Source organism: Natrarchaeobius chitinivorans (assembly GCF_003841505.1).
GTDB classification, from domain to species: domain Archaea; phylum Halobacteriota; class Halobacteria; order Halobacteriales; family Natrialbaceae; genus Natrarchaeobius; species Natrarchaeobius chitinivorans.
This window is the reverse complement of record NZ_REGA01000015.1, coordinates 1-12,769: the sequence shown is the minus strand read 5'-3', so window position 1 is coordinate 12,769 and position 12,769 is coordinate 1. Positions and strand designations below refer to the sequence as shown.

The 12,769-nt window shown below is 60.2% G+C and carries 11 protein-coding genes; 5 read left to right on the top strand and 6 right to left on the bottom strand.

From position 1 onward, the window contains the following. Positions 1-230 precede the first annotated feature (230 nt). The 3 genes from EA473_RS15450 to EA473_RS15440 all read right to left on the bottom strand — a co-directional run bounded on the left by EA473_RS15450 (position 231) and on the right by EA473_RS15440 (position 2,886). Positions 231-605: a cupin domain-containing protein gene (locus EA473_RS15450; protein ID WP_124196555.1), complete on the bottom strand. Its 375-nt coding sequence runs from the start codon at positions 603-605 to the stop codon at positions 231-233. Positions 606-742: 137 nt separating this feature from the next. After that, positions 743-2,071 carry an ABC transporter substrate-binding protein gene (locus tag EA473_RS15445; RefSeq protein WP_124196554.1) on the bottom strand — a complete coding sequence of 443 codons (1,329 nt, stop codon included), beginning with the start codon at positions 2,069-2,071 and terminating at the stop codon, positions 743-745. Positions 2,072-2,271: 200 nt separating this feature from the next. Beyond that, positions 2,272-2,886 (bottom strand): GAP family protein, encoded by a 615-nt coding sequence (locus tag EA473_RS15440; protein WP_124196553.1) that lies wholly within the window; start codon positions 2,884-2,886, stop codon positions 2,272-2,274. Positions 2,887-3,369: 483 nt separating this feature from the next. Between EA473_RS15440 and EA473_RS15435 the strand changes: the two genes are divergently transcribed. Continuing rightward, positions 3,370-4,494: an HAD family hydrolase gene (locus EA473_RS15435; RefSeq protein WP_124196552.1), complete on the top strand. Its 1,125-nt coding sequence runs from the start codon at positions 3,370-3,372 to the stop codon at positions 4,492-4,494. A 239-nt stretch (positions 4,495-4,733) separates the two neighbouring features. Here EA473_RS15435 and EA473_RS15430 read toward each other — a convergent pair whose 3' ends face one another. Then, the gene (locus EA473_RS15430; RefSeq protein ID WP_243645276.1) at positions 4,734-5,606 is read right to left on the bottom strand and encodes a DUF4397 domain-containing protein; all 873 of its coding nucleotides are present in this window, start codon (positions 5,604-5,606) and stop codon (positions 4,734-4,736) included. 256 nt (positions 5,607-5,862) lie between these two features. Here EA473_RS15430 and EA473_RS22590 point away from each other — a divergent pair, with 256 nt between their 5' ends. Both EA473_RS22590 and EA473_RS15420 read left to right on the top strand, forming a co-directional pair. Continuing rightward, complete coding sequence (locus tag EA473_RS22590; RefSeq protein ID WP_207890198.1) at positions 5,863-7,119, top strand: CHRD domain-containing protein; 1,257 nt, start codon at positions 5,863-5,865, stop codon at positions 7,117-7,119. Between the two features lie 75 nt (positions 7,120-7,194). Further along, positions 7,195-7,548: a winged helix-turn-helix transcriptional regulator gene (locus EA473_RS15420; protein WP_124196550.1), complete on the top strand. Its 354-nt coding sequence runs from the start codon at positions 7,195-7,197 to the stop codon at positions 7,546-7,548. A gap of 207 nt (positions 7,549-7,755) precedes the next feature. Here EA473_RS15420 and EA473_RS15415 read toward each other — a convergent pair whose 3' ends face one another. Next, complete coding sequence (locus tag EA473_RS15415; protein WP_124196549.1) at positions 7,756-8,010, bottom strand: cupin domain-containing protein; 255 nt, start codon at positions 8,008-8,010, stop codon at positions 7,756-7,758. 324 nt (positions 8,011-8,334) lie between these two features. On the opposite strand from EA473_RS15415, the gene EA473_RS15410 reads away from it, so the two are divergent. Continuing rightward, entirely contained in the window at positions 8,335-9,465 is a 1,131-nt protein-coding gene (locus EA473_RS15410; protein ID WP_165875302.1) for a DUF1214 domain-containing protein, read from the top strand. Positions 9,466-9,532: 67 nt separating this feature from the next. Further along, positions 9,533-9,856: a hypothetical protein gene (locus tag EA473_RS15405; RefSeq protein WP_124196548.1), complete on the top strand. Its 324-nt coding sequence runs from the start codon at positions 9,533-9,535 to the stop codon at positions 9,854-9,856. A gap of 488 nt (positions 9,857-10,344) precedes the next feature. Here the strand turns inward: EA473_RS15405 and EA473_RS15400 are convergent, their stop codons facing one another. Continuing rightward, positions 10,345-12,012, bottom strand: a complete 1,668-nt coding sequence (locus EA473_RS15400; protein WP_243645275.1) for a DUF7845 domain-containing protein — start codon at positions 12,010-12,012, stop codon at positions 10,345-10,347. Positions 12,013-12,769: the final 757 nt, after the last annotated feature.

The window sequence follows — 12,769 nt, the reverse complement described above, 5'->3', positions numbered from 1 at the left end:
CTGCTGGTGGTTCCTGTGTGACAACAAAGTACCCTGATATCGGCGGTCCGAACGGTTACCATTGACTGGATATTCGGCCAGGAGCCATCACAAACCGATTCGGCGAACTTGCAGCGCCCAACCGTTTGCCTAACGTGCTGAGCACTCCGGATATACACAGCGGCTCTTTTCTGTAAGCCACCGCCGACTAACCATCGTTCCAACCGAGTCGAGAGTCTCGTTCTTCGGGCTTACGGGGAGTCCAGAACCGTCAGCTCACCGTCCCCCGGTTCAGCGAGGAAGTAGACGTGACTGAACGGAGACGTCGTGTCCTCTGTGTTCCCGTGCCAGTGTTCTTCATCGGGAGGGAAGACTATCAAATCACCTTGCGATACCTCCCGCTCTTCGTCGCGTGTCGCGACGATTCCGTCCCCCTCCGTAACGTAGAGGATCTGTATCCCGGCGTGGATGTGGAACTTGGTTCGCTCACCCGGTCGAAACGTTACCTCGGCCGAGCGAACGGTATTCCCGCCGAACTCGCTCTCGACACTCTCGGAGAGCAGTGCCGTCGTCACCTGAACTGGATGGTCCCACTCGGTCTTTTCGGCGGTGTTCGTCACGTCCATGGTGCGTCCTCAACCCGATTGGCGACCCACGGAGGCTTAAATCGCTATTCGACGTTCAAATGACATTCACTCTCTGTGAAGAACGAATACTCCGTTTCGAGCGGGCGGAAAGCACCACCTCTCACGGTCCGACTGATTTACCGCTCGTTCCAGGTCGGCGTCGGATAGATGGGGTCGGCTTCGCTGCTCTCCTCCGGCCACACGAGTTGCCTGCCCGCGTCCGGCTGCCACTGGAAGACCGCCATCTCTCTCGGTATAGTACCGTCCTCGTCGAACTGAACGGCCCCGTAGAGGCTCTCGAACTGAGTCTCGCGGATGGCGTCACGCACGGTTCTCGGCGTCAGCTCGTCGACGGCCATGAACGCACGCTGGAACGTCTGGACGACGGCGCTGGCTGCCGCACTGTGATAGGTGGGTTCGTACCCGTACTCGCTCTCGATGGCCGAGATAAACTCGCTCGTCGATTCAAAAACGTCGTCCGGAGAGTCGACGGTGGTCGCCCACGGTGACGGGCCATACCAGTAGTCGCTGTTCTCTCCGGTCTGTTCCCTGAACGAGTCAGTCAAGTTGCCACCCGGCGCCCACGCCACGTCGACGTCGACGTTCTCGCTCGCCAGTTGGTCGGCCGTGATCACCACGTCGTCCTGATAGCCGCACAGGAGGAGAACGTCCGCATCGGCATCCTCGACGAGCGCGAGATACGTCGAGATGTCGGTCGTCTCATCCGGAATCGTCTCGTCGACGACGACGTCAACTCCCGCCGACTGCAGGTTTCCGCGTGCGCCCTCCGCAACGTCCTGGTTGAACGGATCCGCTTTGGCCAGGATCGCTGCCGATGACGGTGGATCCGGCTGCGCCATCGCCATCTCGATACTCGTGGTGGAGTAGGTGTCGGCGGTCGGTAACAGGCTGAAAATCCACTCGTTGTCGCGTTCGAATATCTGGCTGCTGGCGCCGCCACCCGCAACCATCACCCGCTCGGCGCTCGCCGCCACGTCGCTGGCCGGCAATGTAATCCCGCTCGAGTACGGCCCCACCAGGTAGTCGATCCCCGCCTGGTTGACGAGGTCCTGATAGATGGCTTCGCTCCTAGAGGGGTCGCTCTCGTCGTCTCGCAGGACCAACTCGAGGCCGTAGGTGGTCCCGTCGCCCGCTTCGACGCCGCCGGCGTTGTTGATGCGCTCTATGGTCAGTTCGTACGCGTCCGCATACAGCCGTCCGAGGTCGGAGAGGTCGCCGGAGAGACTCATCGATCCGCCGAGCGTAATCGTGTCCATCGGCATCTCGTCACCCCCGTCGTCTTCGTCGCTCCTATCGTCCGTTTCGGAAGTGGTGGCGGTTACCGTCGATTCGACACCCAGACAGCCTGCGAGAGCGACGACGCCTGCTCCCCCGGTCGCTTTCAAAAACCGTCGACGATTCGTGCTCCGCCGCTCCTGTTCACTGGCGTTAGATCTTCGCGACATCGTCCACTCCAACTCCCCACAAAGTTCGCAAAGTAGCTTTCCGGCGGTTAGCGTGAGTTTCCTCGACCTGAACCTGTACTCGAGGAACGTCGACGGTAACGTCTCAGTGCTGACCGCGACGGTCGCTATCCGTGTACACGGTACCCGGAAGCACCGCCTTTTCGTGGTGTCCCGGCGCCACTGTCCTCTTCGATAGAGAGTCACCCGACGATGTTGTTGATGGTGATCACGACAAAGATGAGGATCACGATTTCGCTCACGATCCACGAATGTGTGTTCATCCACGTGCGAACCTTCGGAAGGAGCGTCTCCGCACGGTCACCGATCATAACCAGGGAAAGCGATGGAACGGCCAGGAACAGTAGCGTCAGTAAGACGAACCCGGTCGCGTACCACAGCGGATCGCCGTGACTCGCGAGGTAGGCTCCGACGGTGATCGACGTGAGAATGTCGGTCGGAAAGAACCCCATGAGCAGGAATCCGAGCTGAAACGAGAACTTCGGATTCGCCGTCTCGAGTTTGCCCATCCACGTCGGTGGCTCCGATTGCTCGCGCTTCAGGTAGACGTGCACCATCGCGGCGAGGAGAACGACGAGCACGAGCAGTTGCAGCATTCGGTTCGACCCGCCCTGACGAACGCCACTGCCGAGATAATACGCGAGCGTGACGACGAGACTGATGGAGAGGGAGGCGCCGAAGACGAACGCGGCCGAATTCCGCCGCCAATCCTCGCTCGTGGCCAGAAAGATGGCGCTGAGGATCTGCGGCCCTCCGATCATGACGAATACCAGCGGGAGAATCACCAGGAAGTTCATCGTTCGAGGATTACACGCGTGATCGCGGCCTGTCCGTCGACACTCGAGAGTTCCGGCTCACGACTATGACTGACGTCGATTGGAACACCACGTGCCGAGTGTTGGTGATTGTCAACTGTACTCATGCAGCCTTCGTCCGAATACACGTTCCACCGACATTATACCCCGATCTTTAGAAGGAGGTTGTTGCTATTGCTAGCCAGCGCTGTCGCTGAAGGCCGAAATGAACGAGTACACCGTTCAGCGGTGTTAATCACGACGAGTCGAATAGAAGGCACGAGTGAAGCGCGAACTACGGTCCGTGGTCGGTCACTACAGAATCAGGTAGTCGATCGAGAATTCAGAGATAGTCATCCATCGATCACTATCATCGTGTCGTGAAATCCTTCTCGAGTATCGTTACTGGATTATATGGAATGCTGGAGTGGAGGCGTGTGAGTTGGTCGTACCTGCTGCGGTGGGACACTCAGAGAGACACGAGCCATGAGCAACGAACCACCAGACACGACTGCGGAATCGGACTTCGAACCGCTGCGAGCAACCCGCCGAACCGCACTTCGCGGGGCAGGTCTCGCCGGCTTACTCGCGCTGGGCGCCGGTAGCGCCACGGCCCAGCGAACTGATCCGAGTGCGAACGCCCACCTGAGTCGAAACGAGACCGCTGAGGTGCTTCCGTCCTGGAACGACGGCCAGACCAAGCAGGCCATCCTCACGTTCGTCGAGGCGGTGACCACGCCAGACTCCCCCGACTTCGTGCCACCCGCTGAGCGCATAGCTACGTTCGACAACGACGGCACGCTGTGGGTCGAGCGGCCAGTGTACGCCCAACTCGCCTTTACAGTGGACAGAATACAAGAGCTGGCTCCCCAGCACCCGGAGTGGGAGGACGAGCAACACTTCCAGGCGGCGCTGGAGAACGACCTCGAGACGCTGGCGGCGGTGAGCCAGCAAGAGCTGGTCGAACTGCTCACTGCCACGCACGCCGGAATGACCACAGCCGAGTTTGAAGAAATCGTGACCGACTGGCTGAACACCGCGCGCCATCCGCGTTTCGACCGGCGCTACACTGAACTCGCCTATCAGCCGATGCTGGAGCTTCTCTCGTTTCTGCGGGCGAACGAGTTCGAGACGTTCATCGTCTCCGGCGGTGGCGTCGATTTCATGCGACCGATGAGTGAACCGACGTACGGAATTCCACCAGAGCAGGTGGTCGGCTCGACTGGGAAGACCCGCTACGAGATCCGGGACGGCGAGCCGGTGCTGGTAAAGCTTCCGGAGATCGACTTCGTCGACGACGAGGATGGCAAGCCAATCGGCATCCAAAAGTTCATCGGCAGGCAACCCATCGCGGCGTTCGGCAACTACGTTGGAGACCGCGAGATGCTCGAGTGGGCCGATGCAGGGGACGGCCCACGGCTGTACCTGCTGGTTAACCACGACGACGCCGAGCGTGAGTATACCTATAGTATGGACGAAGACCTAACAGGTGAGGTGGTCGACGAGTCTGCCCAGCCATTTATCGACGTCGCAGCGGAGCGGGGCTGGGTCGTCACCAGTATGAAAGACGACTGGAAGTACGTCTTCCCCTTCGAGCAAGCAGATAGCTGAGGCGACCCCATCCGATGTATCTCGATCGGGCACCACCGCTGAACGGCCGATACGGCGACATCGACGGGAAACTCGGTGGCGTTCCTGCGCGTCTGCTCTCCTCTCACCTCACTCATATCGCTGTGAGTGCTTCGAACATCGCAAACGTATCGCGTTTGCTCATACGTTCGGCTGTACCTGTATGAATACACTCACTACCCCATGGCAGCGAGAATTTTCCACGGTGGGCGGCGGCAGTATCACGTAGCCTTCTTCTCTTCCTCGTCCTTCTCGCAGCCTTTCTCTGGTTCGTCTTCTTTCGGCTCCTCTTCAGGCTCTTTCTCCGGTTCGTCTTCATCAGGCTTCGCTTCGTCCGGCTCGACGTCCTCTTCGTCCGGGAGGGAGTCCTCCGTGAGGAGGATATCGAACGGCTCATCGGCGGGTGCCCTCTCCGGTTCGAGGTAGCCAATCGCGAACGCGGAGTAGACGGTTCCGCCGGCGAGGGAAACGTCGATTTCGAAGACGCTGTTCTCCCGGTCACCCGCAGGATAGATGGCGAGTGGATACTCGCCCTCCGGGACCTCGGTGTAGCCGGATTCACCGAACGCGACGTTCTCGAACAGCGCCTCACCGTTTTCACCGGCAACGACGTCCACCGCAGGCGCATCGGGTGAGGCGTGGAGGGCGCGAACGCGAGCGGTACCCGGATCCACCGGGCTGTTGTCGTCGTCGAGAAACAGCGCCTCGAGGGGCTGGTTTTCGGCGGCCACTTCGCCGATCACTGCGAGGAGTCCGTCGACGGTGGGATCCACGTCGCCGGCCTCGACGGTCTCCTCGAGCACTGCTTCGGACGGATCTTCACCGGCGGGAACGACCTGGACCGTGTACGTGCCAGGCGGGAGGTCGCGGTAGTCGGTGACCGTCCCGTACGGGATGCCCTCGCGGACCCGCTCTCCGTCGACGTAGATGTCGACGTTGGGTGCGTCGGGTGAGAGGTGTGCAACTCGAGTGCGGAAGTCGGTATCGGCTGGCTGGTCGTCCGGTTCGTGGTCACTCGAGGCGACCGTAGTACCTCCGACGCCACTGACCACCACGAGGCCGCCGCCGATCTGTATAATTCGCCGTCGGCTCACGCCATCTCCAATCATGCGCTTGTCATCGACGCCGATATCGGTAATAGTGCTCCCACCTGCAGACGCAGGCCGATGTAGTCCGGAGTGTCGATATCCAACGCTGTGGCCCGGCTTAGCGACTGCATAGCAGAGCCGGAGACAAACAAAACAGTACGGGGCGTCGAAATGCCCCTGACCTGCCTTACCGTTAGGTCACCAGGTAACCGATGAGACAGTACGGTATTATTACCGTAAGTTGCGTGCAACGCAACGGACCATGGATGATTCACGTCCCAGCACTGAAGACCGGAACGACTCCGACGTTCGACGGCGCGATTTACTGGCGCTCGGTGGGGCCGCTGCAGTGGGGGCTGCACTTGGCCCGGCGACTGTCTCTGCCCTAAATGTACAGGACGCCGATCTCGAGGATGAAGGCCTCTTCCTCGCCGCCATGACCGGTGGCCAACAGCCCGAGCCGGTTGAGACCGACGCGACGGGCGGAGCGGTGTTCGCCCTCACCGAAGGGGGGACCGAACTCGAGTTCGCACTTCTCGTCAATGCGATCGAGGACGTCGATCAGGCGCACGTCCACCTCGGGGAGGTCGACGAGGACGGTCCCGTCGTCGCCTGGCTCTATCCAGAACCCGAGGCCGATACCCCCGAACTGCTCGACGGTCGATTCGACGGGGTCCTCGCGACGGATCGGATCACAGACGAACACGTCGGCGGTGAGGCTGGCGGGACCATCGAGGGACTCGTCGGCGAGATTCGGGACGGAAACGCGTACGTCAACGTTCACACGGAGGACCATCCCGAGGGCGAGATTCGCGGCCAGCTCGTGACGGTAGAGGACGCCGCCGAAGCGATCCTCGAGGGCGAGCCGGCTGTCGATATCCCGGAGGAGGGGGACCCTGATGACGAAGACCCCGACGAGGTCGATCCCGATGACGAGGAGCCGGACGACGATCTCGACGCCGAGGACGTGATCGAGTTCCTCGATTGCCACACGGTTCGGATCGTCGGAGACTTTCCGGAAGCCGTACTCTACCTCCTCGAGCTCATGGGGCCCGACGAGTACCCCGAACTCGAGCAGTGGACGATCGGCGCGATGGGCTCGTTCCCTGCCGGTCCGGTCGAGGGTGAGCGAACGATCGACGTTCGGGAGCCAGAGCCCGCCGAGGAGCAAGTCGAGGGCGAGTTCCGCCTGAATCTCGGCGACCGGGTCATCATCTCGGCGGTCGACGTCCTCGACGACGGGTTCGGTATGGGCGAGTCGATCTACGAGCGGCTCAACCCGAACCTGGACGAGTGTATCGAACAGCTGTTCGTCGACGCTGGCGTCGAACCCCCGGAGGAAGCTTTCGGGGAGGTACCGACCGCAGATCTCGACGACGAAATTGATGCCGAAGAACCGGTCGACGATGCCGAGGAAGACGACGACTCGGCGGACGAACCCGAGCAAGACCCGGACGAGAACGGCGAGGACGACGACGCACCCGACGAACCCGGGACTGACGACGATACCGACGAGTAAGTCCGTCTAGATCTCACTTCGGTCGGTATCGCTACCCCCGTTGCTACATAGGGGTTCGGAGTGTGAGTACCAGCGATGTCGACGGCAAAAGAGCAGCCTCAGGAACTGGTAAGAGGTGCGGGCAACAACCCACTGATCACAGCATCGACCGTCCTCGGACGGAAGTGGCACCCGACAATCGTCCGCCAACTACTGGAGGTCGGACCACAAGGGTTCAGCGACCTCAAGACCCAGATCGACGGCATCTCGGGGAAGGTGCTTTCCGAGTCGCTAACCGATCTCGAGGAACAGGGAATAGCCGAGCGACGCGTTCTCGAGACGAAGCCAGTACGAGTGGAATATTCACTCACGAGCACCGGCCGAGAGTTGCAGGGGGTTATCGAGGAGCTCGACCGATGGGGTCGTGTGTACCAGTCCTCAGAACCGTGAGCGACCCACTGTCGATACTGTGGGATTCGACCTGATCTCCCTCTCTGTCCCGTGTCTCGGCAGGAGAATCCCGCACGTGATTCGCCGGAGCAGCAGTCCTGCGCTGTTCAGGCGCACGCCCGAGTAGACGCCTTCATCTCCCCAGATTGGTAAGCCACCGCCGCCCAACCATCGTTCCAACCGAGTCGAGAGTCTCGCTCCTCGGGCTTACGGGGAGTCCAGAACCGTCAGCTCACCGTCCCCCGGTTCAGCGAGGAAGTAGACGTGGGTGAACGGAGACGTCGCATCCTCTGTGTTCCCATGCCAGTGTTCTTTACCGGGAGGGAAGACTATCAAATCACCTTCCGAGCCCTCCCGCTCTTCGTCGCGCGTTGCGACGATTCCGTCCCCCTCCGTAACGTAGAGGATCTGTACCCGGCGTGGGTGTATGTTCTGGCGTCTAAATCGGCGTGATTCGGCCATCGCTCGTCTTCCGCTTCGTACTGACGGTCGTGCTAACTCATCCTCTGCCCTCTGTATCTTGTAGACAGTTTCTGATAATTTGTGGATAGACCGGGCGAAACGTGCGAGATACTCAGCGGGAGTACAACACGAACTGCGGTCCGTGACCGCTCACTATACGTACAGATAGTCGATCGAGAACGCAGAGATTGTCATCCGTCCACCACTATCATCGTGTCGTGATAGTATTCTCGAGTCTCGCCACTGTATTATATGGAATGCTGGAGTGCGAACGTGTGGGTTGGCCCCAACTGCTGCTGTGTGCCACTCGGAGCGGTATGAGCCATGAGCAACGAAACACACCATACGACGCCAGAATCAGACGCCAAACTGCTGCGGGCAACGCGCCGAACCGCGCTTCGCGGGGCGGGCCTCGCCGGACTGCTCGCGATGGGCGTCGGCAGCGTTACTGCCAGCCAAACCCCCTCGGAGGCGAACACCCAGGGGGCTGAAAACGAGACGTCAGCAGATGACGAGACAGTCCCAGTGACGTGGGAAAACTTCCCACGGTCAGAGATACATCTAATAATGGAGAACATCGTCGAACAGGGCGGGTTCGGGGAGCTTCATCATTTCCGAACGGTAGTCGAACCTGACGTGCGGTTCTTAGCCCTACCCAATCGTGACACGTTCTATTCGAGTGGAGTCTTCGACCTGACCGAACCGGTCACCGTTACCAAACCGGACGTCGGTGACCGTCACCAGTCGATGGTCGTCCTCGACGAGGACGCGTATGTGAAAGAGACGCACCACGATCCCGGCGAGTACACGTTGACCCAGGACGAGATCGGGACGCGGTACACGTGGGTCATGATCCGCACGTTCGTCGACCCGACCGATCCGGACGACGTAGAGACCGTCCACGGATTACAGGACGAACTCGCAGTGAGCCAGGACTCGGCCGGCACGTTCGAGGTCCCCAACTGGGACCGCCAAGCACACGACGAACTCTTCGCCGCGCTCGTCACACTCATGAAAACGATGGACGACTTCGGCGGCGGGATTGGCGACGTCGACGAGGTCGACCCCGTGGAGTACTTGCTCGTTAGTGTGACACCGAGCGGAGTTCCGCAGCCGGACACGATCTATATGCCAGAGGTCCCCGACCAGAACGACGGCGACACGCCACACACACTCACCGTCGACGACGTCCCCGTCGACGGGTTCTGGTCGGTCACCGTCTACAACAGAGACGGATTTCTCGAGGCAAACGAGTACGACGCGTACTCGTTCAACAACGTGACTGCAGAGCCCGACGACGACGGCAGTATCACAATTCATTTCGGCGGTGACCCCGATCAACCGAACTACCTCTACACCCCAGAGGACTGGTTTTACTTGGTCCGGCTCTACGGGCCCCGCGAGGAGATTCTCGACGGGAGCTATCAGTTCCCCGAAGCCGAGCCGCTCGAGTGAGACACGTGTGCAGACCTCAATCTAACTTCGAAGGTTGTAACGGTCAATACCGATCGAACAGCCGATCTTGAACCTGAGCGAACGCACCTATCAGAACGACGAACGCGGCAACCGCGACGCCGGTTTGCATCCAGTGAACGGCTCCGAGGGGTGTCACCCCGAACAGGACGCCGATCGGGATATAGAGAATCGCCAGCTGGAACGCAAGCGTGACGACGACCACGAGCACAAGCTATGGGCCCGAAAAGAGACCCCCATCCGCTTCCAGGAGTCCATTGTTCGGGGTCAGTTCATGAAAGTGATTCGAGAGAAGAATGAGAAGACGGTCCGGTTATCGAAGCAAACGGAGAAGCGTGACGAAACCAACACCCGTTCGCTCGTTTGTGACTAGGGATGAGAGGGCGACCTCGCGACGATTGGTCCAAGTGATGCTGTCGAAACGGATCAATGGGATCCCTCGCCATCTGGACGGAGGTCTTCTTGAAAAATCGAGACCTGAACTGTTCTTCGCTAAATCGTATCCTCACCATCCTCTGTTTCCACTCCAGTTTTTCGAAGGTGCAGCGGTTAGTTTGGTCTGTTGGCCTTAGTCACACCCCCTAAGGGGGACCCGGACGCGTCGCGTCCGGTTTCTCACGCAAGCCTCACCGAGTCGATCGAGTCGAAGCGACGCGATTGCTCTGACGAGCTACGAAACCACGCAAAAATCACTCGATAAAAGACGAAATTAAAGGAAGAAATAGCGTTGCCACTCACTAAGCGGTGCTCAGCCGCCGAGCGCGTTTCGGCTTTTCATCCGTCGCGGGAGGTTCTCGCGTTCCTCGAGCAGCTTTCGCCGCGTCCTGTCGAGGGGACGATCCTCTCGAGATCGGCTGACGTTCACGCGAGCCTTCGACAGTTGGAAGACGTTCGTGAGATGGAACCGTTCGGTCGATCCGTCGGCATACTCGAATTTGATCCAGATACCGCTGATACCGAGTTCATCATCGTACTGTTGCTGGTAACTGGTGACCGCCTCGCGGGCGATCTCGAGGGCCTCATCTCGGTCGGCTGGTGTGTACCGGACCTGGAGGAGCTTTCGGCTTCGGCTGTCTGTCTCGCGAACGCCGACCTCATACGACCGCTTGAACCGATCGAACGGCCCGCTCTCGAATCCAGACGCGTCTTCGGCGACCTGCATGGTCGTCGCTCCGACCGCCCGTCGGAACTGCTCCTCGGCCGATATGACGCGCTTGAGCATCTCCTGGGCAGCGAGTCGCTCTCGACTTCGAGCTTGCCGTAGGTGTGCCGGACGAAGTCTTCGAGTCGGTCGACCACTCGCCGGATCGTCCGGTAGGAGTAGCCGGTCTTCTCGGCTGCGTCCTTCGGCGAGATCTCACCGCCATCCGTGAGCAACAGCTCGGTGACTTCCCGATCGCTTCCGTTCATATCGCCCCAGAGACGCATCACGGCGTTCTCCTGCTCGCTCTCGATCTCCGGAAGGGGACAGTCAACGAGCTTCAGGCTACGCCGCTTTCGACGCTCTGGATCGAAGTACGCGTCCTCGTGGTACTCGTCGCCGCCGGTCACGTCGAGACCGGCCCAGTCGAGAACGTTCATCAGCATCTCCTCAAGCTCGCGCCGACACTGCTCAATGTCGAGCGCATCCTCGCGGTCCCAGTAGATCGTTTCGTCCGTGATCGAGGTCTGGAACGACACCTCGAGTTTGGGATGCCACCCGAACTGATCGGGATTGTAGTTGTCGGGGTTCCGCATGTAGTAGTGCTTCACCTCCTTCCCGATCTTGTGACCCCGAATGAGCTTCGCCGCGCGCTCGGAATCGACCATCGTCGTCACCTGGTCGCCGGGACGTTCCCGATTGTCCTCGACGTGCTTGCGATAGCCCGATCGATCGGACTCGAGCAGCTGGTGAATGCGCGCGATCGGTCCGTCGGCCGCGTAGATCGGCCCGGACACGTCTCGCTTCGGGCGGACGTACACCGCGGTGTCGTTGACGGTACTCGACTCGTGCGGGTTCGAGAAATACCGACGCGGAACGTCGAACGCCGCGAACGCCTCGGCCGTGAGATCGACGTACTTCGCGAAGTCGATATTCGAGGCCTGAGCGCGGACGGTGAGATACGGCCGACCCAGATCCATGTAGCCGTTGACCTTGCTGATCTCGCCCGTCTCATCGTCGCGTTTCTTCATGTCCGGCCAGCGCGGATAGACGGTGAACGTGCCACCTTTCACCCGCTGGCTGGTGTCGGCGCTCTTCTCGTCGTACGTCTCGTCCATGCAGACGACGTAGACGCGATAGAGGTACGCCGTCTCGAGCGTGTACGACGGATCTGACCACGGGAGAATCGGCTGATCGTCGTAGTCCAGGACGGCCGCCCATTCCCGTCCGTCGAATTCGAACGTCGTCGACGGCTTTCCGTTATTGACCCAGTCGTGCTCCTTCCGGAAGGTGGTGAGCCCGTAGTACGGCTTCAGCCCGTACTCGTCGAAATTGAGGTAGGCGTCGAACTCGTGGCACTGGGTCTCGAGGAACTGCTGGGAGGCCACTTAGACCACCTCCCCCGTACACCGCCGACGCGTGGGATCGGCGACTGTCTCGAGCGACGTGCTGAGACTCGTCTCAGCAGAAGGTTCAACTCGCTCGAGGTAGCCGTCACGCACGCCCGATCACCCCCACTGAATGGCCGGTGATCGGTTTTGGAGATCGAAGCGGTGCGCCGCTGGGGGCCGTCGTAGCCTGGAAACTGTGACCGGCCCTCGCGGTTGCCTCTCGAGTCACGGCCGACACCTCCCATCCTCGAGCGCCGCGCAGCGCTTCTCAGGATAATCGATCTCGCAGCCGCAGAACTCACAGATCAGTGGCGCGCGATCGACGCCGTTCCAGCGTCGGATCACGCTAACCACCTCGGTTCCCTCAAATAACCGCCAGCAGGCGCTAGCCCGCGTCTGATTTTCTGATGAAGTCTATTCTCTGAGGGAGTAGTTCTCAGCCCAAAAGTGGCGAATGCAGCCGTTTCGAAGGTCCTACCTTGCGGTAGAGAACCCTCTCCATGGCTTTTAATTACAAGTGGACTCGCCGGGGGAGACATAATTCGGCGAACGCTGGTCTCCCAAGCGACGGATATTCGTCGATGCAGTACTGGTTTCGTTCGTAATTGGTCGGATCATGATTCTTTGATGAACTGGCGTCGAAGCTCCATTTTCTCGCGTTCAGTGCGCCGATCGTAGTGCTGTTCGAGGACGTCGCTCGAGACGTTCATGCGATCACCGACAATCTCCTCTGGCGTCCCGTCGCGGAGATGGT

Coding starts and splice junctions, on each gene's coding strand:
- EA473_RS15450 (WP_124196555.1), bottom strand. CDS start 605: ATGGACGTGACGAACACCGCCGAAAAGACCGAGTGGGACCATCCAGTT.
- EA473_RS15445 (WP_124196554.1), bottom strand. CDS start 2,071: ATGTCGCGAAGATCTAACGCCAGTGAACAGGAGCGGCGGAGCACGAAT.
- EA473_RS15440 (WP_124196553.1), bottom strand. CDS start 2,886: ATGAACTTCCTGGTGATTCTCCCGCTGGTATTCGTCATGATCGGAGGG.
- EA473_RS15435 (WP_124196552.1), top strand. CDS start 3,370: ATGAGCAACGAACCACCAGACACGACTGCGGAATCGGACTTCGAACCG.
- EA473_RS22590 (WP_207890198.1), top strand. CDS start 5,863: ATGGATGATTCACGTCCCAGCACTGAAGACCGGAACGACTCCGACGTT.
- EA473_RS15420 (WP_124196550.1), top strand. CDS start 7,195: ATGTCGACGGCAAAAGAGCAGCCTCAGGAACTGGTAAGAGGTGCGGGC.
- EA473_RS15415 (WP_124196549.1), bottom strand. CDS start 8,010: ATGGCCGAATCACGCCGATTTAGACGCCAGAACATACACCCACGCCGG.
- EA473_RS15410 (WP_165875302.1), top strand. CDS start 8,335: ATGAGCAACGAAACACACCATACGACGCCAGAATCAGACGCCAAACTG.